Here is a 25,759-nt window from a genome sequence, read left to right as displayed (position 1 = left end):
TTTCTGATCTGACACCTCATCTGTGATGATGATCAATTGTAAAAGGCAGGTTCAGGTATATCAATTTCCAATTTGCTTTCCACATCCACAATTCCGGGCGCAGCCCATGCTGCCTGTTCTGCGTCTTCCCTTTCTGCAAAGGACCGGACTTTCCCTCTAAGCACCACCTTATCACCAGTCACCTCTATGGTAATCGCTTTGGAATCAATGCTTGCACTTCGCTGAAAGGCAGCCGTGATTTTCTTCTGAATGTCCTGGACTCTGGTTTTTGGTTTTAGGGTAATCAGGTTAAATACCATTTTAACCCCTGGCAAAAATTCTATTGCTTTTTTCGCTTGACTACGCTGATACTCCCATTCCGCTTCTCCCTCAAGTTTGACGAAACCATTCTCTACTTTAATTTTAATCTTTTCCTCCTGGACAGCTGAATTCCATTTCAATGCAGTCAGTACAAGCGCGGCAATTTCCGCATCAGTTTTTTCCCCGACCGGCGACATTCCTACCTGAATATCTTCAGCAACTATTTTAACCCCAGTCACTCTTTTTGCTGCCTTTTCAGCGGTAATCTTTTGGTGATAGTTATCCACTTGTCCGGAAAGAGTGACCACTCCGTTTTTACAGGCTACTCCAATTTCTGAAGCATTTAGTTCAGGCTGCCATTTAATTTCAGCCATTACATCTTTTTGAATTTGCGCATCGCTTTTCATAATCTAATAAATTAATAACCAATTGTATTACCATACTAATTTCCCTAAAAAAGGGTTCATTTTCAGTGCGCTGAATCACGAAAAACCATGATTATAATCAGGTATAAATCTGTAATAACCAAGCGCACTTCTCTTGCTATATTTTGAATATTAAATAGAAGCGCAAATCTTAAAATCAGTTCTGTATTTTATTTATTCCTTTCCAGCTAACATTTGCCAGGATACCACCAAAAGCCAAACATGAAAGTATTCCCAATACTATCCAGCCAACTACCGGCAGCATCAGCAGGAAATTAATGATCAGGAAAATAACAAGTGCAACCAGAGAAAGCGTCCAGAATTTCCAGTCCCCCTTTGTAATTCCATTCATCCAGTTCGCGGCGGAGACCGAAGCGATAAAACTGCCCAGCAATATTAAAACTATATATGCTGTCAGGATCAGGATTCCCAACGGAAGCCCGATCAGCGTTGCCATCATCAGATATATGGCAACCGGGACAGCTGTAAAAAAAAGCATGCCGAGAAATGCGGCTCTCAATGGATGATGCAAGACCTTATCAGCAGCTTTTCTCAGTGTCTCACTGAAAAGGTATTGAAAAAGCAAAATGAAGCAAAAAACCCCCGCATAATACCATACAAATCCCAGGATGGACACAAATTGAGGATAAAAGAGTCGATCTGTTATGTCCTCCCGGATCAGATCTTTAATCAAATCATTTATATTTTCCATAACAACAATTCCGTTCTGAAGCTAAATTTACAGGTATAACAAAACACTTAAAATGATCGCTGTCACGGCTTTACATGATCATCAACAATTGGCCTGATCTGCATGGCTACCCCTCTCTGTAACACATAATCTAAGGCACCCAACCTATTCTTAACGTGATACATAACAAGTACTTAATTGACTTAAATCATTCTTTACCTGCCTTATTTATTTAATATTTGTTAAAAACAACCGCCATGAATTATCAGAAAATAACAGCACTTATCGGAGCAGAGGAAGACCTCTTCTCTCATACCTGTCAGACGATTCCAAAGGAAAAGTTAAACCTTCCTGGCCCGGACTTTACCGATAGGATATTTAGCCAGTCTAACCGGAGTATACAAACCCTTCGAAGCCTGGAAAGCATTTACAGATCCGGACGGCTTTCGGGAACAGGCTATCTTTCGATTTTACCGGTAGATCAGGGTGTTGAACACAGTGCAGGTGCCTCTTTTAGTGCAAACCCGATGTATTTTGATCCCGGGAATATTGTTAATCTGGCTATTGAGGGGGGCTGTAATGCAGTAGCAAGCACAATTGGAGGTCTCGGTATTGTGGCCAGAAAATATGCCCATAAAATCCCTTTCATTGTAAAACTAAATCATAATGAATTGCTTAGCTATCCCAACAAGTATGACCAGATTATGTTTGGCTCCGTACAGGAAGCCTGGAATCTTGGAGCGGTTGCCATAGGTGCGACCATCTATTTCGGATCGGCAGAATCCGACCGTCAGATCGTCGCAGTTGCTCAGGCCTTCGAACAAGCCCACCAGCTTGGCATGGCTACCGTTTTATGGTGCTATCTACGGAATGAGCACTTTGTTCAGGATGATGTAGATTATCATACTGCTGCAGATCTTACTGGTCAGGCGAATTACCTCGGCGTCAGTATTCAGGCAGATATCATCAAGCAAAAACTTCCTGAAAATAATGGAGGGTATAAGGCATTATGTAAATATGGACTGAGTTACGGAAAATATAAAGAAGAGATGTATAGCGATTTAGCCAGTGCACACCCTATAGACCTTTGCCGTTATCAGGTGATGAATTGTTACCTTGGACGGGTGGGACTCATCAATTCAGGTGGCCCATCTACTGGAATGAAGGACCTGAGGGCAGCTGTTCGTACTGCGATCATCAATAAGCGCGCCGGTGGCATGGGAATGATTGCAGGAAGAAAAGCATTTCAAAGGCCCTTTGAGGAAGGTGTTCAGCTGATCAATGCGATTCAGGATGTTTACCTGGATAAACAGATTGATATTGCCTGAGTGAAAAACCTCAGGCAATATCAGACTGTAAATAAAAGCAGCTCCTGATTACGTCTCATTATCTTTACCGGAATTTGTAACTCCGTCTGTATTTTAACCCTTAAAGCTTCCTGAGCAGAAGGCTCACCATGAACGAGCATAATCTGTTTAGGGGCAGTATGGTATTTCCTGATCCATCCCATCAATTCGGCCTGATCTGCATGGGCAGACAGCCCCATGATCTCTGTAACTTTGGCTTTCACACCGTAATATCGGCCATGGATTTTTAACTCATGTGAACCGTTTAACAAAGCTCTGCCACGTGTTCCTTCAGCCTGAAAACCAATGATCAAAATGGCATTAGCCGGGTTTGGAAGGTAATGTTTCAGGTACTCCAACACACGCCCACCAGACAGCATACCGCTGGCAGCGATCACAATTTTACTTTTTTTATCCTTGATGGTCTGGAGTGTACCCATATATTCTTCATTAATCGTAACACGGTTGCTCATCTTCAGATAGTTTTCTTTACTACATGTTGCGTATTCATCAGCATAACGGATAAAAATCTTTGTTGCTGACGCACCCATTGGGGTATCCAGGACTACAGGTAAATATGTGGGAATCTTATCTTGCTCTTTTAACAGTCCCAACATATAGATCAGTTCCTGGGCTCGTCCCACAGCAAAACTGGGGATCAGCACATTTCCTCCACGTGACACCGTCTCGTTAATCAGATCAGCCAGTTCCTGATATACATCTGCATCGCCATGAAGTCTGTCGCCGTAAGTAGATTCCATCACAATATAATCTGCAACGGTAAAGAAATCAGGTTTTGGAAGCAAAGCACTTTGATTTCTACCTATATCTCCCGAAAAAACAATGATTTTCCCATAACAGGAAAGTTCTACTGAACAGGCACCAAGAATATGTCCGCAGGTTTTGAAACGAAAGTGTAGATGATCGCTTAAATCGATCTTTTCATCGCAACCAACAATAACAAAATGATTGAAAGAAGTCTTTGCTTCCTCAATAGTATATAGTGGTTTTGCGGGTTTATGCTTGGTATAGTGATACCTGTTTGCTCTTTCGGCATCCTCTTCCTGCAACTTTGCACTGTCCAGCAAAATCAGCTCACTAAGCTCGCTCGTTGGTGCACTCATGTATATCCGTCCCTTAAATCCGTTCTTTACGAGTAGTGGAATATAACCACAATGGTCCAGATGTGCATGTGTCAGAATGATCAGATCAATTGCAGATGCTTCTATGCTGAGAGATTCCCAATTCTGCTCACGCAGATATTTAACTCCCTGAAAAAGACCGCAATCAATCAGGATGTTTAGTTCAGGTGTCTTTAACAGGTGCTTTGAACCGGTTACGGTTTCTGCAGCACCAAGTGATTGTAAGGTGACTTGGTCCATTTTAACTTCAATTAGTTTAGTTAAAAGTGCCGGAATAACATGAAAAAAAAAATGACCTGCAGCACCTGAAATCATGATGCTAAACACAACCTTAAATGCCCGGGATCATAGCGATTACTTAAATCAGTACCGATATTTATGTACACCTAATTCTTTCAGATCATGACCTCAATTCTCAGCGTTACCTTTAATCCGGCAATTGATAAGAGTACACTTGTACCTGAATTGATCGCGGAAAAAAAATTGAATTGCAGCAGTCCTGTTTATGAAGCCGGAGGAGGAGGCATCAATGTGTCAAGGGCCATTAAAAGACTTGGAGAAAATACTACAGCAATCTATATGGCCGGAGGATATACGGGAAGAGCATATACCAGGCTTCTGGCTAAAGAAGGTTTTGACCTTATCCCAGTAAAAACCAAAGAAAGCACCAGAGAAAACCTGGTTGTAAAAGAGATCTCCAGTCAAAAGCAATACCGTTTCGGAATGCCCGGGCCTGCAACCACTAAAAGGGAATGGCAAAACTGTCTGAAAGCTATAGCTAATTTTAAGCAGGCAGAGTTTATAGTAGTGAGTGGGAGTTTAGCACCTGGAATACCAACCGGCATCTTTGCTGAAATCACGCACATTGCTAAAAAAAATAAGGCGAAGCTGATTGTAGATACTTCGGGGGAAGCTTTAATACAAGCCGTAAAAGCTGGTGTTTATTTAATTAAGCCAAACCTCCGAGAGTTAGGAACTTTGGCAGGCAGGGAAATTCTAACCCTCGATCAGATACATCTTGCCGCAAAAGAGGTCATTAACAAATTTGAATGTGAAGTGATTGTGACATCAATGGGTTCACAGGGTGCGGTACTCATCAGCAAAGATTTATTCCTCTCCGTTGTCCCTCCGAAGGTAGCTGTTCAAAGTACTGTTGGTGCAGGCGACAGCATGCTTGCCGGCATTGTACACAGTCTTGCTTTAAATAAAAGCCTGACTGAAGCGATTCAATATGGTGTTGCTTGTGGAACCGCAGCTACCATGAACCCAGGGACAGAACTTTGTCACCCTGCAGATGTAGCCCATTTGTATCGTCTTATTCAGTCCTCTTCCTCCATTTGAGCAGCTCATACCAGATCACACTGACGAAACCAACCATCACACTGATTGTTAGCTGCCCGGCAGTTAGTGATTCAAACTCGAAAAACCTTCGGAGTGGACCAATATAGAGCAACAAGCCATAACTAATCACAGTGATGCCTATGACCAAAAACACCAGGTTGTTTTTATATTTGATAGTAGTAAAAATGCTGTAGTAAAAAGACCTGTTAATCAGGGTTAAAAATACATTTGCAGTGATCAAAACAGTGAATACCATCGTTCTGGTAATTTGTTCATTCCAGTTAAAATGGGTGGCGTACTTATAAACAAATAAGCTGCCAGCAGCGATAACCACCCCCTGTGCCACACTGGTAAATAACTCTTTACTATTAAAAAAAGTACTTACAAATGGTCTTGGTTGCTGAAGCATGGTATTTTTTTCCATTGGTTCGTTCTCATAAATAATGGAACAGGTAGGCCCCATAATCAACTCCAAAAAGATAATGTGGACCGGAGAAAAGATATTCGGATAAATCCATCCTAAAGCAAGAGGAATAAATACGGTTAGAATGATAGGGATATGAATAGAAATGATGTACTGAATGGCCTTTTTCAGATTGGTGTAAATCCTTCTGCCCATAGCAATAGCCAAGACCATTTTTTCAAGGTCATCATCCACAAGAATCAATGAGGCAGCCTGTTTTGCAATTTCTGTACCCTTTTTCCCCATAGCAATACCAATATGCGCCGCCTTAAGTGCGGGACCATCATTTACTCCATCTCCGGTCATGGCAACGACTTCATTATTAGCTTTCAATGCATTGATAATTTTGAGTTTTGCCTCAGGAAACATCCTGGTAAAAACGAAATGGTCGTTTACCGTTTTCTGCAACTCAACATTTTCCAGTTTCATCAGGTCTTCTCCACTGATCGATTTATCGAAGCCCCTGAATCCTACTTGTCTGGCAATTGCAGCAGTAGTCAGTGCGTTATCTCCGGTAATAATCTTGACAGAAATTCCTGCTTCATAAAAACGTTCGAAGACCGACTGGATATTTTTCTTTGGGGGATCATAAAAAGCCAGAAGTCCTCGGAACAAAAATTTAAAGTCCTGTTGTGCGGCAGGGAAATCGGATCCTGGAAAAACCGCGTCGGCTACCCCCAGTATACGGTATCCCTGCCCCGCCAATTCTTTTACAGCCGTCCCTATTTTGCTTTTTTCCTCTGCTGTTAATCCTGAGACTTCCATTAGCGCTTCAGGCGCTCCTTTTGCTGCAACAATACGGTTTCCAAGACTATCCTGAAAAACGTGTGTCATCATTGGCGGCTTTCCTCCCAACGGATATTCGTGAATCATTTTATAGTTTAACCTTTCGTCTATCCCGTTTATTTTGGCATAAGCCTGGTGTAAAGCAATTTCCATTGGATCAAAAGGAATAGGTTCACTGGCCCACATTGCAGTCCTGACCAGCACCTGTTCCTCTGCGTGCAGCATTTCATTGGGACCGGTCATTTTTTGGAATAAGGGAACATATACACCGGCAAGGCTCATTTTGTTCTCAGTAATCGTTCCTGTTTTATCCGTACAGATTACGGTGGCACTCCCGAGTGCTTCTACAGTTTTCATCTGTTTCACCACCACACCCATCTTCATTAACCGCCATGCCCCAAGTGCCATAAACGTACTGAAAGCCACCGGAATCTCCTCCGGCAAAATACTCATCGCTATCGTTAATGCCTTCATCAAACTGTCAATCACACTTCCCGAGTGGTAGAAATTAATGGCCCAGACGATTATAAAAACAATTGCACCGGCCATGACCATTTTCTTCACAAAGTTGCCGATCTGCAATTCTAAAGGAGTGGGTTCCTCTTTTATATTTTCAAGACTTTTACCGATTCTGCCGAGTTTAGTTCCCTCACCAATGGCAGAAACCCGGACAATTGCCAACCCACTTGCTACAGTAGTCCCTGAATACACCTCCCTATCTTCACTGTTATGGTCTTTATGCACCGACATGGATTCTCCGGTAAGAATGGATTCATTAACCGAAAAATCATTTGCATGAATAATAATTCCATCAGCAAGAACAACAGTTCCTTCCTCAGCAATCAGACAGTCCCCAACCACGATCTCTTCGGTTTTCAACGGTTGTACCTTTCCATCGCGGATAACTTTACCATCGGGGCTGGTCAGTTCTTTTAGTTGAGCCAATGCATTTCTGCTTCTTGAATCCTGATATAAGGAAATTACAGATACCAAAACTATTGCTGTGGCGAGAAAGAGTCCATCCCCAATTTTTCCGTTGATAAAGTAAATTGCAGATGCAACAAACAAAAGAATCACCATAGGCTCCTTAGCCAGGCTTTTCAACGCATGCCACAAGGCATTTTCTTTCTTATGATTTAAAGAATTAGAGCCATATTTGGTTCTGGATTTAACGACTTCAGGAGCGCTTAGTCCTTTTATACCATGCATTTCCATTGACAACTATTATTACACCTTTTATATCTCCAGGTAATAATAAAGCTAAGCATTTTTGTACCTGGAAAATCATCTCCTGGCTCATCACAATAAATGATCTTCATCAGTTTCTATTAATCAAGGAATAATACCTAAATTAGAACATTCGTTCTCAACCAATTACGCTTCTTAATAAACCGTCATGAAAACTATTCTGATCATCGAAGACAATAAGGATATCAGAGAGAGCTCTGTAGAAATACTTGAACTTTCAGGCTACCATGTGTTACAGGCTGAAAATGGAAAAATTGGTGTTCATTTGGCCATTCAGCAGCGACCTGACTTGATCTTGTGCGACATCATGATGCCAGAAATGGATGGATATGGTGTCCTTTACCTTTTGGCAAAAAACAAAGAAACGGCTGAAATTCCCTTTATATTTCTAACGGCTAAGACCGACCGCACCGACTTTAGAAAAGGAATGGAAATGGGCGCTGATGATTATCTGACTAAACCATACGATGATATGGAATTGCTAAATGCAGTGGAGGCCAGAATCAACAAGCATCATAGGCAACATGTTCATTTTGAATCTATATTTAACGGCCTTCAAACCCTTCCTTCAGCCCATGGTGACGAGCTTAAGGAATTGATTTCAGACAGAAAACTAAGGCACGTCAAAAAGAAACAAATCCTCTATTACGAAGGAGATACTCCGCAGGGTTTATACCTCGTATTGGAGGGTGTTATCAAAACAATAAAGATTGTTCCGGACGGCAGACAACTCATTACAGGTTTGTACAAATCCAATGATTATATCGGGATGGATGCATTGGTTCTGGATCAGCCTTTTAAAGACACTGCTGAAGCCGTAGAACATACCTCATTCTACTTAATACCAAAGGAACTGGTCATAAATCTGATCAATAAATCAAATGAAGTAAGCAGACAGTTTATCAGGATATTATGTCAGAATGTTCATGAAAAGGAAGAGCAATTATTGGAATTAGCCTACCTCTCAGTCCGCAAACGGCTGGCCCAGGTTTTAATCCGGTTAAGTAAAAAGTCGCCCGACACTAACCAGTTAAGTATATCAAGGGAAGAACTAGCTGAGCTCGCAGGAGTTGCCATTGAAAGTGTGAGCAGAACATTAACTGATTTTAAAACTGAAGGAATGATTGAAAAAAATGGCAGTTTTATCCAACTCATGAATATGGATAAGCTCTCCAAAATAAGAAATTAATTCCTGGCGATTCCAGGAGGGAAGATCAACATTGGAAACTTCTGCGTAGCCAAAGATTTCATCACTGTCCCTTCTTTGAGCATCCTCGAAAGCAGCGTATGTTGCTGATGTGTCATGGAAAGAAGATCCGTTTCTCTTTCTTTATAGAACTGCACAAGTCGATTAAACAGATGTTTTCCCTTGATCTCCTTAAACAGTACTCTTGGGTATATATCTCCACTTAACTTTTTCACAAAATCCATTACTTCGTTATTGTGATTGCTCTCCTTCGCCCCGTAAAGGCTTATGTGAACAATTTCTAACTGGTACGCAAACAATTTACCAAGTTCAACAAGGTATTCAATTGCAAAAATATCGGATTTATGGTAATTAGTAGCAAAAACAACGCGGTCCAGAGCAGTAATAGATCCATTTGCAGGTACTATCAATACCGGACAGTCTGCCGCTCCAATTACTGCAGAAGTATCACTCCCTATTAAAACATGATCAATTTTACTTCCCGAAGGTGCTCCCATTGCTATCATTTCCACATTTCCATTTTTAACAAGCTCCGTTACGTGAGCACCAAGATCTCCTTCGGCAATCTTCCTGGAAATGCCGGGTTTACGCGAATCAGTCTTCATCAATGAAATCAACCTCATAAGGTGATCCTTAACTTTATCCATCTCTGTTTTACAATGCATTTTCCACGAATCATCACCCTCTCCCTGAAAAATCCCAGGATAAAAAGGGTTTACAGGGATCGCGGAATCTGCATAGAATAATAGGAGATTGGCATGAAGTCTCCCTGCAAGCATCACAGCTGTTTCAGCTGCAATTAATGCGCTTTTTGAAAAGTCTGTTAATACAAGTATCGTTTTCATAATCAAGACATTGGTTCATCAAGACCAATATCTTCAGATAATGAGCATTTTCCTATGATTGTCATCAGGCAAATCCATGATAGCCATCATTTTCATGCAGGCATTTATTCTCTAAATTGTATAGATAATCCTAACTAATAAAAAATGGAAACCTCCAATAGAACATCAAGGGCATTCTATCAACAGCTGGCAAAATTATTTTATGCAGTAGCAGCAACCGATGGTAAGGTAAGGCCCGAAGAAATAGATGAACTAAGGAAAATCGTGAAAAATGAATGGCTATCAATTGATACCTCTTTTGATGAATACGGAACTGATTTCGTTTATTATATTTTAATTACGTTCGACTGGCTGTACGAAAATGATTGGGACATTAAAAAGGCCATTCCGGAGTTTAAAATCTACAAGAAAAACAATGAGTATTTGTTTCGGGATCCGGTCAATCAGCTCATCTTCAGAACAAGCGCAGCTATCGCCTCAGCATTTGCTCAGAGGAATAAATCTGAACTTGTATTTCTAAGTCAACTGGATATAGTATTAAAAAATAAAGAACCATTACACTGAATAAACATGAGATAAAATTATGAAAGCGATTTTTTATAGTACTAAAATAAATGAGAAGGATTTGCTGATAGAATCTAATCAGCAAAAGCATGAAATTACATTTACTTCAAAAGCATTGGATAAAGACACCATTTGTTATGTAAAAGGTATGGATGCTGTGGTAGTTTTTACTAATGATGACCTTGCCGCCCCCATCATCAAAACACTCGCCGAACATGGGATAAAATACATCGCAACACGGTCAGTTGGCATTGATCATATTGACCAGGAAGCTGCAAAAAAATACGATATCAAAGTAGCGAATATTCCTGATTATTCTCCGCAAGCTATTGCAGAACATGCAGTGATGCTTGCCATGGCATTAAGCCGTCATCTGATTCAATCAAACCAGCAGTGCAGGGCATTTAATTTCTCGCTAGATCACCTTACAGGTTTTAACTTTTATGGAAAAACAGTAGGTATAATAGGCTTAGGACATATCGGAGCAGCAGTAGCCCCCATTTTTCATGGGCTTGGATGCAAAGTATTGGGGTATGATACTGCCTCAAAAAAGACAAAACATGTGAAATTTGTTGATCTGGATACTCTTTACCTGGAATCAGATGTAATTTCACTCCATATTCCCCTCAGTCCGGAAACACGACATATCATCGATACCAGTTCAATAAAAAAAATGAAAACAGGTGTAATGATTATCAATACTGCCAGAGGTGAATTAATCAAGACAACAGATGCATTAGAAGCTTTGAAAACCGGAAAAATAGGCTACCTCGGTTTAGATGTCTACGAATATGAAAAAGGTTTATTTTTTGAGGACCATGAGGTGGACCAGTTCAGGGATTTTTTATTTTCAGAATTGATGAAAAACCCTAATGTACTCATCACACCACACCAGGCATTTTTAACTAAAGAGGCACTCCAGGAGATTTCAACGCAAATTATAGCAACACTGGATCACTGGAACTCCCTTATTCAGGAATGACCAATAATGGGATTTCAATCTGTTCAGACAACTTCTCCGGTAACTCCTCTTTAAAAAAACGCTTAAATCTGTTGGTTTTATCCTTAACGATCGCCAGCATGTCAGGATCACCATTGATTGCCGACGATAATCTTTGGTTTTTTAACAGATGATCTATATGCACCACTGATAATTCCGCATCAAAGGCTCTGGCGAATTTACGAAGAAATGGATGATCAGGAACTTCAGTAACTGATGAACTACAGGCAAATCCTATTTCGTTAACTTCTGCCGGCAATGACTTATAAGGAACCAGGAGTACAGGAACATCAACATGATCCAGGATCTGCTGACTTACACTCCCAATGAACAGCCTGACAATTCTTGGGGCTCCATACATACCCATTACGATCATAGAAATCTTCCTGGAAGCAATCAGGTCTGATATCAGGACCTCAATCTCTCCCATTTCTGCGATACAACTGATTTCAGGGAAATAATCACCTGAAGCAGGCTTCTCATTTCGTAACTTTTCAGCCAGAAAATCAAGCTGTAATCTGGCTTCTTTAAGCACAGCTGCCGGATTTTCCAAGGTTACAGAGCCCTGAAAAGGGACCTGCGTTTTCATTCTCTTTCTACCTGCATGAAAAAGAACAATATCTGCTCCTGTACGTTTTGCAACATGCCATGCAAATTCCGCTGCATTCAATGCAGGAAGAGAAAAATCAGTAGGTACCAAAATCGTTTCCATCTTTATTTTTGTTAATTGTTTTTTAATCGTTAGTCAGGGTCATGGTTTTGCAATCTCCAAAACAACACGCCCCTCAATTTCACCAGACTTCATCTGATCAAAAACTGTATTAATATCCTCTAATCTAGCTCCATGAACATCGGCCTTTACTTTGCCATCAACCGCAAAAGCAATGGCTTCCTGCATGTCTTTCCTGGTTCCAACAATAGAGCCTCTAACCGTTATCCTATTTACAACGGTATCAAAAATGGGCAGAGGAAAATCTCCCGGTGGCAATCCGTTTAAAGAAAGCGTTCCTTTACGCCTTAAAGCAGATAGCCCCTGACTAAATGCGACAGGAGATACAGCGGTAACCAGGACGCCGTGCATTCCTCCTGTTAATTTCTTTAAAAATGCACCAGGATCCTGATCTTTGGCATTAACAGTGATTTCTGCCCCCAGACTCTTAGCCAGATCAAGTTTATCATCTGAGATGTCTATTGCAGCCACATGCATGCCCATTGCTTTCGCATATTGAACGGCAAGATGGCCCAACCCTCCGATACCGGAAATCGCCACCCATTCTCCTGGTTTCACTTCTGTTTCCTTTAAACCTTTGTACACCGTTACCCCCGCGCATATGATCGGAGCCATCTCATTGAAGTTGATTCCTGAAGGAAAATGTGCAACATATCTTGCGTCGGCAATTACATATTCCGCAAAACCACCATCCACGCTATATCCTCCATTCTGCTGTGTATCACAAAGTGTTTCCCAACCGGTAATACAATATTCACAACCTCCACAAGCACTATGCAGCCATGGAACGCCAACGATATCTCCTTCCTTGACCTGATAGACACCCTTTCCCAGTGCTGCGACATATCCGATAGCCTCATGACCAGGTATAAGCGGCATTTTTGGCTTCACCGGCCAATCTCCACTACAGGCATGAAGGTCTGTATGGCAAACACCACAGGAAATAACTTTCACCAGAATCTGGTTTTCCTGAGGCTCCCGGACCTTCATTTCCTCTATTTTAAGTGCAGCTCCGAATTCATGAATCACAGCAGCCTTCATCGTTTTTGGTATCATTATGTTTAAGTTTTTGAATGGTAAGCGTTAAAAATTTCTGTGTAAAGACTCAGGAAAGACAAGTAATGGGATAGCTATCCTATTTTTAATGCGCTGTGTATGGCTTCCTTTAAACAATCTGTTAAACAAACTTTTATTTCTGTGCACCATTGCCAGCATACTGATTTTACCTTGTTCGATGAGCCAGTCTAAACCTTTATCGACCTCTACATTCCAGATATATTCATAATATATTTTATGGTAATTCACCTTATTGGTAATTTGATTGAGAAATGCATCTATCGCCGGCTGGTCCTTAGGCTGATGATCTGCACTGGAATCACTAATGTGAATGATCAGAATTTCCGCATCGAAAATGCGTGCAAAACCAGAGAGAAGGTGGATCTTTTCTACATCGCCCTCATTCAGGTCTGTTGCAAATGCAATCTTATCTATTTTTCTGAACCTCGCCTCTTTCGGAATCAGAAGGATAGGAAAAGCGGCCGACTCTATCAATGCACGACTATTTCCTCCCATCAGGAATTTATCCAGACCAGTGGCCCCAGACATTCCCATTCCCACAAGGCTGATGTCATGGTGATGCGCCAGATTGCTGACTACCTCTTTCAGTCCCCCTACCTCTGTTGTATATTCAATTTCAGGATGATGAAAATCGGCCGCACTTTCCAGTTCAAAAGTTGCATTCATACTTTTAACCAGACTCCTTAGCTCTGTATCAGACTCCTCTTTCAATGCACTATAGTCTGCCAGTGGCCAGGCAACACGATTTGCCATTAGTGCTTCTCCAGGAACCAGAATTGCATTGCATAATTTCACATCTGCCTTCATCTCTTTAGCCAGGTGCATGGCGTAATGTCCTGCATTTTTTGCAGGAAAAGAAAAATCAGTAGGCACCAAAATCTTTTTCATAATGAACCGTTTAGTATTTTTTTAATTTTGTGGTGAAGGTTGCTTCTGGAGTCTGGTATAAAGCCTGTTCAAGTGCCTTGTCCATATTATAAACATCTTCATAATTCTTGATCTGGCCATCCACAATTTCACAAGTCAGATATAGTGTCTGTATGGGAATGCCACTTTTCAGGGTAAACGTTTTAGGTTCGTAAATAGCCATTGCCTGATGCAGCACTTTGATACTTTTCGGTGTTCCATCAAATTCCAGTAATAGAGCCGCCATTTTTCCTGCTTCCTCCACACGAATACATCCATGACTTAAAGCACGAAATTCCCGGTTAAACAACTGCTGTTCAGGAGTATCATGAAGATAAATACCAAAAGTATTCGCGAATCTGAAGACCACACGTCCCAACGCATTGTCACAACCAGCAGACTGACGCAGAAAATATTGGCCAGGATTCCTTTTGATCATTGCCAGGTTATTTTTAATAGGATCAATATAGTTTCCTTTAAGGTCATAGATCGCAAAATGATTCGTTTCCAGAAAACCAGGATTTTTTATAATCTTAGGTAACAATTCATTAACAAAAATTTTCCCCGGAACCCTCCAGTCCGGGGCGGTGCTAAATTGACTCAGCACACTTTGTAATATCGGAGTTGGCCAGGCAGCTTTTCCTACGATTACTTTGAACTGGTAAACGCTATCAGGGAACTGCAGGGCTAAAGAATAGGAAGGAATATTGATCCGGATAGAAGGTGTTTTTTCCAGACCTGCCCAACGTAACCTTTCCATATTAATGGCTAGTTTTCTTACTGTTTCTTCCGGAACTTCATAGCAGTCGTCCAGATATTGGCCTTTCATCAGCCTCATATGCTCCTGCATCAGGATATATGCCCTTGATTTTGGCTGCAAATTCAGGATCAGATTCATAAAATCAGATTGTGTCTTTGCATCATATAAAATCTTTTCTGCACAAAATTCAGGAACGGCTTCATTATCTAATCTTTCCGCTGTATAAACCGGGTTTAGTTTCCCAAAATGAAGGTGATAAATGAAGGTGATCATTGCATCTGTAAGCATCATATCAAACCGTGCCTTTTGAGCCGGACTTACAGAGGATGGTATCCTGTAGATATTATGCATCGTCTCATATTCCAGCTCACTGGGATGGTAGTCTGCATGGCTCAGACCAAATTGCAATACGCAGTCCAGCATCAATAAAGCTTCCCATGTCCTCCTGATTTCCTTCTCATCTTTTATCCAGCCAGGATTAAGTTCTGATTTTAAATAGAAGCGTTCCACGGATTTAGGGTAATTAAATGAAGACATAGCCGTTTTATTTGCCAGCATCCCCTTTATTGCCACTTTCATCAATGTATCATTTTCAACATTAAAAGTTGTTTTATCAGAAAGAACACAAAAAGATGATTTAGACTGAAAAGAAAAGTGCAGTAAGACAATGATCAGAATTAACACCGCGTATATCCTTCCTTTATAGCCAGAATGAGTGTTTGCCAATTGTTTCATAACATCATATTTGATAAATTAAAGTTGATGACTTTCAGGTAGAAAAATAATGACGGCAATCATATTTAGCGTTGATAATCAACACGAAAAGAATGGAAAATCACTGATATTCAAAAAGCCAACGGAATGGTTTTGCGTTTTTTTCAGCTTTTAGTTTATACTGTTTAATGCTCTTTTCCTTAATCAGATTTAGTGCTTCTTCAATGCTGTTGGTTACCAAAAACAAATTCCCCTCCTCCATACTGACCGTCCCCTCCTCCTGCATTTTATGAATGTGTTCAAGTAGCTCCTTATGGTAGGCCTTGTCAAAAATTATGATCGGAAAATTCTTAATCTTACGAGTTTGTATGAGTGTTAGCGCCTCAAAAAACTCGTCGAGAGTACCAAAACCACCAGGCATTACGACAAAAGCAAAAGAATATTTAACAAGCAAAACCTTACGTACAAAAAAATGATGGATGTACACCCATTTATCCAGATAAACATTTGGTTTCTGTTCTATTGGCAGTTGTATGTTGCAGCCTACAGACCGGCCATTAACATCCCTGGCTCCACGGTTTGCCGCTTCCATTAAGCCCGGGCCACCACCAGTGAGAATAGTAAATCCAAGTTTCGCAAATTCTGCCGCAGCATTCCGGGTAAAGGTATAATAAGGATGGCCTTCTTTAAAACGCGCAGATCCAAAAATGGTAATACAAGGGCCAAGAAAATGAAGACTTCTGAAACCCCGGATAAATTCAAGCAATATCTTTAGGGTAAAGACAAACTCTTTCCATCGTGATTGGGGACCTTCAAGGAAAACAATCTCTGATTTGCTCATTTTGTAATCATTTAACTGCGGCTAAATATCAATACATCAGACTTTAATACAAATGACCACAAACACTTCAATATTTGATATGTATCATCTCTCAAATATCCATATCAGGTAAGCGATCCAAAAACCAAACACAAATAGAAAAATATTTCCATTATCTGATATACTAAAAAAAATAACGCAATTCATTTTGACGCATGATCAACAAAACAGCTATATTTTTCAAATAAAAGAAAGCATTGATTTAAAAATATAGTGCACAGAAAACCATTCAGACACGCTTTTTAATTTTTTCGATATATCAGCTTGATTATTAATTGTTAATGGCAGAATTTTTGACGTAATTTAACAGGATAATTATTTTACACCTTAAAACTAAAAGTTATGGCTTTCAAAGCAAGATTAGACTTTTCAGCTGAAGTATGTAATGTGCTTCAATGTACCTGCTATTTAAACCCCGACACACCCCTCGTCAAAGCGTTGGCAAGTTCTCCATATAAATGACCGGCATTCGATTACAGACAAACAAACAATCTATTTTCTAACGCTCTACCTTACCTTCTGAACCATGGTAAACAAACTAATTCTGGACTTCAGCATTGAGCAGATACCAGTAACGCACTTTAGTCGTTTTACGCTTGACCAACGTTTTAACGAACACCATACTTTTGAACTCCGCATCAACCATGACCAGTTGGAGGGAACCAGTAGTATTACGCTTGCGAAATCCAAAGATTTTATAGGCAAGAATTTAACTGTTCAATTCGGGCTGGAGGGAGAGCCGTCGAATATCTTTACCGGAATTATCACTAAAATAGAAATTGCCCAGACACACGGTTTTCAGGGTGATATCCTGATTATAGGTCATAGTCCGGATATTCTGTTAGAAAGAGGGCCTGATCTTGGCTCCTACCTGGATAAAGACTTGAAAACCATTCTGCATAAAGCAACCAATGATACTCCGGAGAATGACCTGAATTTTCAAATTAATCCTGTCTACAGAGATGTCATTGATTACATCATCCAGTATAAGGAAAGTGACTTTGACTTCATTAACAGGCTCTCTGCTCAGTACCATGAATGGTTTTATTATGATGGCAGGATACTTCATTTCGGCAAACCGGATAAACAGGAAGAAATTGCCCTGGTTTATGGAAGGGATCTGCACAGCATGCAATACGGGATGCAGGTAGCCCCGCTCAGTTACAAAAAATTCGCCTATCATTCTCAACAGGATGAACTTCTTAGTGCAGAACCCGGGGCAGTAAGCTCTGGTTCAGCCGACGTATCACATGCGATATCGGCCTCCAATGAGGTATACAGTAAACGTTTTAACCAACCCTTAAATGTACGGGTAAACTCTCAGAAAGAGATCGAGACCTTCGTAAATGATGAACAGAAAGCACTTGTTTCCGGACTGGTTAATATTACTGGTCGTGGAGACAATCCCAAAGTTGGTCTTGGTAAAATAGTAGACATTAGTACCAGCATGCGCAATGGACAGGATTTCCAGGTAGAGGACTTCGGAAAGTTCGTGGTAACCGCTATCCACCATGAAATTGATGGCATCGGCCATTATCAACATACTTTTGAAGGCGTTGCCGCAGATAGTGAAAAGCTTCCTGCACCTAAAATCTCCAGACCTTTTGCAGATATGCAACTGGCTGATGTGGTAGACAACGATGATCCAAAAGGTCAGGGTCGTGTTAAGGTGTTATTCAAGTGGCAATGTCAGACCAACGATGCAACCGAGTGGTTAAGGGTGCTGACACCGGATGCCGGTGGTAGTGTCCAGGTAGAAATGAACAGGGGCTTTGTTTTTGTTCCCGAAGTGGGCGACCAGATATTGGTCGGTTTTGAAGATGGAAATATCTCCAAGCCGGTAGTGATGGGAAGTTTGTTCCACTCCAGGAATGGCGCAGGTGGGTACGACAATAACCATCTAAAAAGTATCGCTACCAGAAGTGGCCATCTGATCGAATTTAATGACAGCCCGGGAAGCGAAACCATCACCATCACTGATAAAAGCAGCAATATCATCAGGTTCAATACAAGCACATCAAGCATCGAAATCAGTGCTCCCGAAAATATCAGCATCAAAGCAAAGAATATCGACATCAGTGCTGATCAGAATGTCTCCATTTCTGCGGGTGAACATATCTACAGTAATGCTGGAGGAAATATTGCCACCAACGCCGGTGAACATCATTCTGTTATGGCCGAAAACATTACCATGGTGGCGAATCAAAAGATCAACAGTACCGCTACAAATATTGAAAAGACAGCCGAGCAGATCAACATGAACAGTACAAAAGAAAACATCGAGTTTCATAGTACTAAAGAAATCATCAATAACAGTGGTAGCAAAGTAAAATTGTTTTAGGGTTCGAGCTATGAGTAAGATCAGGTACAAAGCGCTGGAACAACCTTTAAAAATGCTTTATAAGGTGGAAATTTCAGAAAAGACTCTGGAAAAAGAAACCACTTCTTTAAGGCTCTTCGAGATTGACATTGTTCCGGAAAAGGTCTCTTTCTGGTCTGGAAATCAGAATATAGAAATTGTACGTAAACCCAGTATGGTAAGTGGCATCCCTGACAACAGTGTGGATGCTTTTGTCCAGCAAATCGCTGTGGCGCTACATCAGCTGACGTTTAAACTCGGTTTTAACGGGATGCCGGTCTGCGTTGAAAAACAGGATGAACTGTGGCGTAAATGGCTGACGATAAGATCAAACATTGCGGATAGTTATACCGGAGATTGGGTTGATAAAGCGCTATGTGAGATAGATCAGAAAATGCTTCCTTCCGATCAACTTACCCAAAATATCATGCAGGATTTGTTCTTAAATGAATATTTCAGGAATGTCTATGATTTCGCTTTTGTGGAAGATCAGTTCAAACGCCGGAGAACAGTATACGGCCTATGCCCTCTTCCTTTACAGTTTATAGAAACCTGGACACGTCAATCCTCTACAGAAGGACAGATGATCAGTTTTTCCGGCAGGTGCAATGAAAGCAGCAATACCAGCGATTTCAAAAACTGGTTAAAAACCAAAACCAATGATCAGCTCTCTCAGATTAGTGTAAATGGATCTTATCAGATCAACAGCAATACGGGTTGGTGCAATGCACTGGACAGCAGCTATTCATTGGTAGCCAATAACAGTTACGAAAAAACGATAAAAGTTACTTTAACAACCAATTAAATATAACTGACATGAATTCGAGTACAGGCCCTGAACCAATTAGCGGAACAGAAAATTTAGGGGAGGATGTGGCTACAGATCAGGAATCTGCAGAGACCGAATCAAATCCACAGAAAACGGATGAGCCTAAGCAAAGCGCTGAAATCACAGAATTATTGGTATGTCAGGGCGCAAAATGCACCTGTGATAAAGCAGTAGATGCCTCTCCAAAGAAGCTCAACGTGCTTAGTCATAATAAGTATATCATTAACGACAATGGCGAGTCAAAACTATTGGCAACTACTTTAGAGAACAAAATACTGAATCTTAATTTTGGACAATGCAAAGTTCCTGATCCGAGTAAACCCGTACCCTGTACTGCAAAGCTGCAGTGGAAAGATTATTATGAGAAAGCAGAATTGCCTAATGGTGCTTATGTACTTACAGATAAAAGCACGGCAACCTGTACCGCAAAAGGTGGCTCAATAAAGATTGTTCAGCATGGTCAACAAGCCAATGTTACCGCACAGGAAGTAGAAAATGCCAAAGCTGGCAGCTGGCCTGCAGATAGCCCTTTATTAACCGAAGAACTGATCCATACCGAACAGGAAGTTAAAAATGAGGATAAAGATGGTGCAAGCGTAAAATCTATACAGGTGCTGGAATACGGGGAACAACAACCACTGAACACTCCGGTTACCTTTAAAGCTAATTTTACAGGTAAGCCAACTGCTGAAGACAAACAGGGGGTAAACTGGGTGGTTTATGATGTGAATGGCGTACCGATGCAACTGAGAGCAGATGCGGGAGAAACCATTACCATTACCTTTAAAAAAGCAGGAACTTACCTTATTGAAGCTTACGGTAAAACCAATGGTGATAAGAAGGTAACCAAACCTTATACCATTAAAGAGAATGAGATTGAAACGGTAACCACTGTGGATGGAAAAGATAAGGTGAGGGTAATGGAGCCTGTGGAGTTCCGGCTGAAAAGTTTGTTTCAGACCGTAGCAATACCAGGCGATCTTGATGCCATTACCTGGACCGTAACAAAAATGAGCGGCATTGGTACTCCTACCCTCTTAATACCAACAGGCAAATTGACACAGGTGCTTTGCGATGAGGAATGCAGCTATGTTGTAGCAGCCTATTTTAATGGTGTTCCAAAACAATCAAAAGTAATCAACGCTATAAAAAACGGAATTCAATCGGTTACGGCCTCTTCAGAAAGTATCAGGATCCATGATCAGGTCACATTTACGGTTAAAGATCAGTTTAAGATCTCTCCTGCTCGCCCCACTGAGATTGCTGCTGTGAAATGGAGCTGCAAAGATGCCAGTGGAAAATCTGTTCATGAATTTACTACAAAAGTGGGAGAAACGATCAGCCATAAATTTGATCAGCCAGGTGAATATACCATACAGCCCTACATGATCCAGCAAAGTTCAAAAGTTGCTGTTAAGATCGTCGTGGCTCAACCGAAAATGGTTAATGCGCAATGGGAATATCCTGAAGGGGGCAAAAAAAACAAAACCGGCTGGGGAGAACCGAGCCATGCTGCAATCATATTTGAATCCGCAGAAGGTCTTGCGGTAACGCTGGAGTATGGGTATTTGGATGCGGAGAAAAAACCACATGCTATACATAGGATTACCGGATTGAAAATACCTAAAAGTCAGGTTTTGGATTTGAAAGGCTGTGATTTTGTTCCAAACAGGGATAAATATGGAAAACAGTTAAAAGAAGGCACTGAGTTCTATTTTAAAATACTATCAGTAGATAAAGCGTATCCTATATTAAGCGCTGATATCCCTCAACCAGTAGATAAATTAAAACTGGTTACCAAAGAGGAAATTGTAAGTATAGAATTTTTATCGGCGAACAGGCTGGTTATACAGGCCGTATATGGCAGCAAAATGCGTTGCCGTATTCGTACGAGGAACTTGAGCACGAAAAGCGTAAAAGTAAGAATATACAGGAAAGAAAGTCGTGCGGGCAAGGATGCACTTAGAATGGATACCCGTGTACACAAGGAAGTTTATAATTTAAGTGCAACCGGCATAGTAGAATTCGATTTTACTTTAGATAAAAGCTGGGAGAAAAGTTATAGTGAAAAAATACATTATTTTTATGCTGTTGTAGAGGAGATGGAATTCCGGGGCGCCAGTAATACCCTGGTTGCTTTTAAAAATGGAGTGGCTGTTGTTGGTGGCCAGGTGCTGGTAGGTGTGGCTAAACAGGACGGACATCAAGGTGGTGATTGTCCGAGGTGTAATGAGAAGATTACTCCGGAAGAATTGAAACAAATATTTAAAAAAGCAGATCCAGCCACATTGAAATCAGTAGCAAGCGCTTATAACAAATATATGGGAGACCTCGGTATGAATACCTGTTGGGTTAAAGCACATTTCTTTGCGCAAATCAGGGTAGAATCAGGACCTGGTCTACACGTGAAAAGTGGTGAAAATTTCAATTGGTATTGGAAAAGCTTGTCGGCTTATTTTGGAACATTTAAAACTCCTGAAGGTCAAAAAAAAGCAAAAAAATGGGGTAGACCTGAAAAAGAGCCCAAATTACCTGGTGTAAATTTAGAAGACCAAAAAAACATTGCAAATTGGGCTTATCATAAAGATGGCAAAACAGGTAGCCAACTTGGGAACAAAGAAGCTACTGATGGCTGGGATTTTAGAGGTAAAGGTCTTATACAATTAACAGGGAGATCTGCTTATGAATTTGCAAATTCATATACAAAAAAAGAAGGTTTTGATATTGTTTCAAAGCCGGATTTAGTATTAAATAACATAACCGCAGCGACCCTTTCTTCCATGGCTTTTTTTAAATGGAAGAAAATAACTACTAAAGCCAATGGCCAATCTGATGCCAATATAATTTCCAGTTCTGTAGGAAATGAGGTGGAGAATAGCTATACGTTAAAAAAGGAAGCATTTAGAGATTATACATCAAAAATATTTAGAATAAATGAATGTAAATGGGGTAAACTTAAAGATGCAAAATCAAGTGGAAAAAGAGCACCTTGGATGGAATTTGCATTAACAGAAGCAAAGACTTATGGTGGCAAAAATGAGAAGACAATTGACGAAAGAATTAGGGTCTACCATTCAAAAGGAGGTAATCAGAAGAAAGCAGGAAATCAAACAGCATGGTGCGCTTCTTTTGTTAACTGGTGTATATTGAAGTCTGATTATAAAATATTGGCATCAGCCTCTTCACAGAGTTTTATAAGTAGCAATCAAGTAGAAAAATGCACCATTTTTTATGGTGCAATCGCTGTATTTACAGATTGTGACATTAATGGCAAGACAATAATGGATGCCAATGGCAATACATTTGGACATGCTGCATTTATATTTGGGAAGTTAGCTAACGGAGAATATTGCCTTTTGGGGGGGAATCAGGGAGATAAACTAAGAGTATCAAACTTTGATTGTAGTGGAAAAGTTTTTTATAGTTACACAAAAAAAGACGGCACAAAGATTTACAAAAAATTTAAGGCTTTTTATAAGCCAAAAGGGTATGTCATAAGAGAAATAGATAAATTAAATGATGATTACGCCAAAGTTAGCGATGCCAATATTAAAGTAATTAAACAAGCTCTGAAAGAGAATAAAAATGGAGAAAAATCACAATAAAATAAAAATGAGATTAAATATATTAATAGGAATGGCTATTGCTATTATTTCTTGCAATAGTACAGAAACAAAAGAACACGACTTAAAAAAAGATAGTATGCTAACAAATGTTTTAATTCGTCAACTAAAAGATGGTCCGTCTTCCGATTACAATCCGACTGAATATGGTGAAACGGATTTTGAAGTAACAATACCTATTTTAAAAAACAAATTAGAAGAGAATGGTTTCAAATACATCAATAAAGCAACATTTGTAGAAAAAATAAAATTGTATTTCAACAGAACGATTGATACAAATAATGTTGACAAGTATCTATATGTAGATTATCTAAAGCCATGTAACCGCAAGTTACACTATCACCCTAATGATTATATTGAATTAGAAGGAACATTAGTATTAAAAAACCAGTTTTTTATTACGGATTCTTATTCCATTCCTGAAATTATCGATTACCAAAGCAAATTTGCGGAATTAAGTTATCTTGAAGATAAACCAAGATTCATTTATGATGGAGTTGAAAAAGAAAAGGTAGAAATTGATCGTTGGAAAGACGTGAAGGATCTTCAAAAATTGCGAGAAAAAAACATACAGGTTTTAGTTCATCGTAATAAATATCTCTTTAATGATGATAAAGCTAGTTTAACCTGGTTAACATTTAATGACAATACTTTTTTAACACGCCTTCTTGTGCTCTTTGGCTATGATCAGGAACCAAAAGTTAACAAAATGGTTCTTGATTCAGTTTACAAAGAAAATATAGACAAGGGTGAAACATACAACCAATGTATTGCCAACCTATTTTTCATTAAAGATTGTAATGGAAAACTGCAAATTAGAAACGGTTTATTAAAATATGTAGAAGATAATACAAGTTCAACTGATAATCGATTTCTTTATGCTCTTGGTGACTACGTCTCAACACTATATAATGGAGACATAAATGAACTCTTCAATGAGGACCCATCCAAAAAATTCACTTCCTTAGAAAAAGCAAAAATTGTCGCATACATTGCCAATATTGAAAACCCTGCAATAGAGAAGTACAAGAAAGACCAAGTAATCTGGGGTAAAACTGCATCTACTTTATACAATCTCTCAGTCTCCCACCCCGAAGTCATTAAATTAATCCAACAGAATAATTATTTCGAACTATCAAGAATGAAAACCATTATTGAAAAACTTCAGGAAGAAGGCCCCGTCGAATAATTAGATTGAAAGACATAATTATAATTCATAGACTTCCCTTATCTATTCGTGTGGAATCTATGAATTATATATTTATTGATCTTCTAAAATCAAGAGATTTTTAAAATACAAAGGAAGTATTACGAACACTAGATCTGCTCTTGTATTGAATGTTGTTCTGTAAATTAAAAGCAATAAATATTGAAAGAGTTTTATATCAATCAAGAGGTACTATATCTCTAGAACAAATAACTCTTCAACAATGATAGACAAGCTTTAAATCTGTTAAAAACAAAAGATCAATATCTTTTAAAAGACCTGATTACTCATTTTGATTACAATGGAGATAAAGACCCACATAAATATAATAACAGCGACGAATACATTACTTTTCTAGGTGAGAAATCACTGAATGCCGGAGGCTTGGGGACTGTACAAAGTTTTCTCCATAAACACCCATCTATTAAGGATCAACTGGCAAAACAGAATTACTATAATTTTGAACGGTTAAGAATGTTTAGTGAAAATTTAAATGTAGCGGACAATACTTCAGAAACATTTACAATAAAGGATCCTGATGGTTACACCAACTTATGGAAGGAAAAAAATGCGCAGTCAGAGATTTTACAAAAAGTAAAGTCAGGACAAAACGTATAAATTTTAAATGATACGGGAGACTGGTTCTTCATTAGAACAAAAGCAAGACAGGAAGGATATGTTCATAAAAGCAGAGTAAAACCATGACAAGAAAAAGATCGCTATATGGCTTATTGATCGTATTAATCTACGGGTGCCAGCAAGCCCCATCCAATAACAACGAGGCTAAACATCAGCAACAAAAACATCGTTCGAATTACTTAATGAAGTATACCGATAGTACAATGCAAAGTTATGCTGAAACCGCCTATTCGGGCTTGGTTAATCATCAATATAAATTTCCCTCCTCTACTAATTTTGAGCAGATCATAAATGATGTTTACCTTATTGATATTAAAAAATCGAAATTTGACGATATAGATTTAGTTGATGATAATGGGCCTATACCGATTGCCATTAAACACAAAAACTTCATTTACATATTTGATCACATGCCCGAGGGGGAAGCAATTGTGAATGATTCATTAACGTTCCATTTGAACAATTACCTATTCAATAAAAACACAGAATCCAGAAATTCATTACTAAACTCAACTAATGAACAATACCTGCTTGATTTGGTAGAAAAATTTGGCTATACGAAAGACGAATATCTCCTAAAATATGTTCTAAATAAAAAGCACAAAAAAGAAGAGTCTGACCAAATGGGTACAACGGATGAATAGCAAACGGAATATTAATACCGAAAAAAATATAAA

20 protein-coding genes are annotated in these 25,759 nt (G+C 39.6%); 10 read left to right on the top strand and 10 right to left on the bottom strand.

Going from position 1 to position 25,759, the window contains the following annotated elements; genetic code table 11:
* Window positions 1–32: 32 nt before the first annotated feature.
* A complete protein-coding gene (locus BUC20_RS12955) occupies window positions 33–707 on the bottom strand; it encodes a BON domain-containing protein (RefSeq protein WP_073231422.1) in 675 nt (224 codons plus the stop codon).
* A gap of 175 nt (window positions 708–882) precedes the next feature.
* Window positions 883–1,437, bottom strand: a complete 555-nt coding sequence (locus tag BUC20_RS12950) for a DUF8173 domain-containing protein (protein ID WP_073231420.1) — start codon at window positions 1,435–1,437, stop codon at window positions 883–885.
* Window positions 1,438–1,673: 236 nt separating this feature from the next.
* Between BUC20_RS12950 and BUC20_RS12945 the strand changes: the two genes are divergently transcribed.
* Window positions 1,674–2,744 carry a class I fructose-bisphosphate aldolase gene (locus BUC20_RS12945; protein WP_073231418.1) on the top strand — a complete coding sequence of 357 codons (1,071 nt, stop codon included), beginning with the start codon at window positions 1,674–1,676 and terminating at the stop codon, window positions 2,742–2,744.
* Window positions 2,745–2,764: 20 nt separating this feature from the next.
* Here the strand turns inward: BUC20_RS12945 and BUC20_RS12940 are convergent, their stop codons facing one another.
* On the bottom strand, window positions 2,765–4,144 hold the full coding sequence (locus BUC20_RS12940) for an MBL fold metallo-hydrolase RNA specificity domain-containing protein (protein WP_073231816.1): 1,380 nt from the start codon (window positions 4,142–4,144) through the stop codon (window positions 2,765–2,767).
* A 162-nt stretch (window positions 4,145–4,306) separates the two neighbouring features.
* On the opposite strand from BUC20_RS12940, the gene BUC20_RS12935 reads away from it, so the two are divergent.
* Window positions 4,307–5,245: a 1-phosphofructokinase family hexose kinase gene (locus BUC20_RS12935; protein WP_084528808.1), complete on the top strand. Its 939-nt coding sequence runs from the start codon at window positions 4,307–4,309 to the stop codon at window positions 5,243–5,245.
* Here the strand turns inward: BUC20_RS12935 and BUC20_RS12930 are convergent.
* Complete coding sequence (locus tag BUC20_RS12930) at window positions 5,220–7,709, bottom strand: cation-translocating P-type ATPase (RefSeq protein WP_073231414.1); 2,490 nt, start codon at window positions 7,707–7,709, stop codon at window positions 5,220–5,222. The genes BUC20_RS12935 and BUC20_RS12930 overlap by 26 nt on opposite strands.
* Before the next feature lie 181 nt (window positions 7,710–7,890).
* On the opposite strand from BUC20_RS12930, the gene BUC20_RS12925 reads away from it, so the two are divergent.
* A complete protein-coding gene (locus tag BUC20_RS12925; protein ID WP_073231412.1) occupies window positions 7,891–8,931 on the top strand; it encodes a response regulator in 1,041 nt (346 codons plus the stop codon).
* Here BUC20_RS12925 and BUC20_RS12920 read toward each other — a convergent pair.
* Entirely contained in the window at window positions 8,928–9,794 is an 867-nt protein-coding gene (locus BUC20_RS12920; RefSeq protein WP_073231411.1) for a universal stress protein, read from the bottom strand. The two genes, BUC20_RS12925 and BUC20_RS12920, sit on opposite strands and share 4 nt — an antisense overlap.
* 144 nt (window positions 9,795–9,938) lie before the next feature.
* Between BUC20_RS12920 and BUC20_RS12915 the strand changes: the two genes are divergently transcribed.
* Both BUC20_RS12915 and BUC20_RS12910 read left to right on the top strand, forming a co-directional pair.
* Complete coding sequence (locus tag BUC20_RS12915; RefSeq protein WP_073231409.1) at window positions 9,939–10,358, top strand: hypothetical protein; 420 nt, start codon at window positions 9,939–9,941, stop codon at window positions 10,356–10,358.
* A gap of 19 nt (window positions 10,359–10,377) precedes the next feature.
* The gene (locus BUC20_RS12910; RefSeq protein ID WP_073231407.1) at window positions 10,378–11,340 is read left to right on the top strand and encodes a 2-hydroxyacid dehydrogenase; all 963 of its coding nucleotides are present in this window, start codon (window positions 10,378–10,380) and stop codon (window positions 11,338–11,340) included.
* Here BUC20_RS12910 and BUC20_RS12905 read toward each other — a convergent pair.
* The 5 genes from BUC20_RS12905 to BUC20_RS12885 all read right to left on the bottom strand — a co-directional run bounded on the left by BUC20_RS12905 (window position 11,327) and on the right by BUC20_RS12885 (window position 16,386).
* Entirely contained in the window at window positions 11,327–12,070 is a 744-nt protein-coding gene (locus BUC20_RS12905) for a universal stress protein (RefSeq protein ID WP_073231405.1), read from the bottom strand. The genes BUC20_RS12910 and BUC20_RS12905 overlap by 14 nt on opposite strands.
* A 39-nt stretch (window positions 12,071–12,109) precedes the next feature.
* Window positions 12,110–13,144, bottom strand: coding sequence for an alcohol dehydrogenase AdhP (adhP, locus tag BUC20_RS12900; RefSeq protein WP_073231403.1), 1,035 nt, complete (start codon window positions 13,142–13,144; stop codon window positions 12,110–12,112).
* A gap of 27 nt (window positions 13,145–13,171) precedes the next feature.
* On the bottom strand, window positions 13,172–14,053 hold the full coding sequence (locus BUC20_RS12895) for a universal stress protein (protein ID WP_084528806.1): 882 nt from the start codon (window positions 14,051–14,053) through the stop codon (window positions 13,172–13,174).
* A 10-nt stretch (window positions 14,054–14,063) separates the two neighbouring features.
* Entirely contained in the window at window positions 14,064–15,566 is a 1,503-nt protein-coding gene (locus BUC20_RS12890; protein ID WP_073231401.1) for a L,D-transpeptidase scaffold domain-containing protein, read from the bottom strand.
* A gap of 100 nt (window positions 15,567–15,666) precedes the next feature.
* Window positions 15,667–16,386, bottom strand: coding sequence for an LOG family protein (locus BUC20_RS12885; protein WP_073231399.1), 720 nt, complete (start codon window positions 16,384–16,386; stop codon window positions 15,667–15,669).
* Between the two features lie 565 nt (window positions 16,387–16,951).
* Here BUC20_RS12885 and BUC20_RS12880 point away from each other — a divergent pair.
* From BUC20_RS12880 to BUC20_RS12860, 5 genes are all read left to right on the top strand, one after another.
* Window positions 16,952–18,766: a type VI secretion system Vgr family protein gene (locus BUC20_RS12880; RefSeq protein WP_073231397.1), complete on the top strand. Its 1,815-nt coding sequence runs from the start codon at window positions 16,952–16,954 to the stop codon at window positions 18,764–18,766.
* 10 nt (window positions 18,767–18,776) lie between these two features.
* Window positions 18,777–19,589 (top strand): hypothetical protein, encoded by an 813-nt coding sequence (locus BUC20_RS12875; RefSeq protein ID WP_073231395.1) that lies wholly within the window; start codon window positions 18,777–18,779, stop codon window positions 19,587–19,589.
* An 11-nt stretch (window positions 19,590–19,600) separates the two neighbouring features.
* Window positions 19,601–23,218 (top strand): PAAR-like protein, encoded by a 3,618-nt coding sequence (locus BUC20_RS12870; protein WP_073231393.1) that lies wholly within the window; start codon window positions 19,601–19,603, stop codon window positions 23,216–23,218.
* Window positions 23,199–24,425, top strand: a complete 1,227-nt coding sequence (locus tag BUC20_RS12865) for a hypothetical protein (protein ID WP_073231391.1) — start codon at window positions 23,199–23,201, stop codon at window positions 24,423–24,425. The genes BUC20_RS12870 and BUC20_RS12865 overlap by 20 nt, the downstream gene beginning before the upstream one ends.
* A 719-nt stretch (window positions 24,426–25,144) precedes the next feature.
* The gene (locus tag BUC20_RS12860) at window positions 25,145–25,726 is read left to right on the top strand and encodes a hypothetical protein (protein ID WP_143166778.1); all 582 of its coding nucleotides are present in this window, start codon (window positions 25,145–25,147) and stop codon (window positions 25,724–25,726) included.
* Window positions 25,727–25,759: the final 33 nt, after the last annotated feature.

Origin of the sequence: Pedobacter caeni (assembly GCF_900129215.1) — a bacterium.
GTDB lineage: Bacteria > Bacteroidota > Bacteroidia > Sphingobacteriales > Sphingobacteriaceae > Pedobacter > Pedobacter caeni.
Note: the sequence above shows the minus strand (reverse complement) of the source record. Positions and strands in the feature narration are given on the sequence as shown.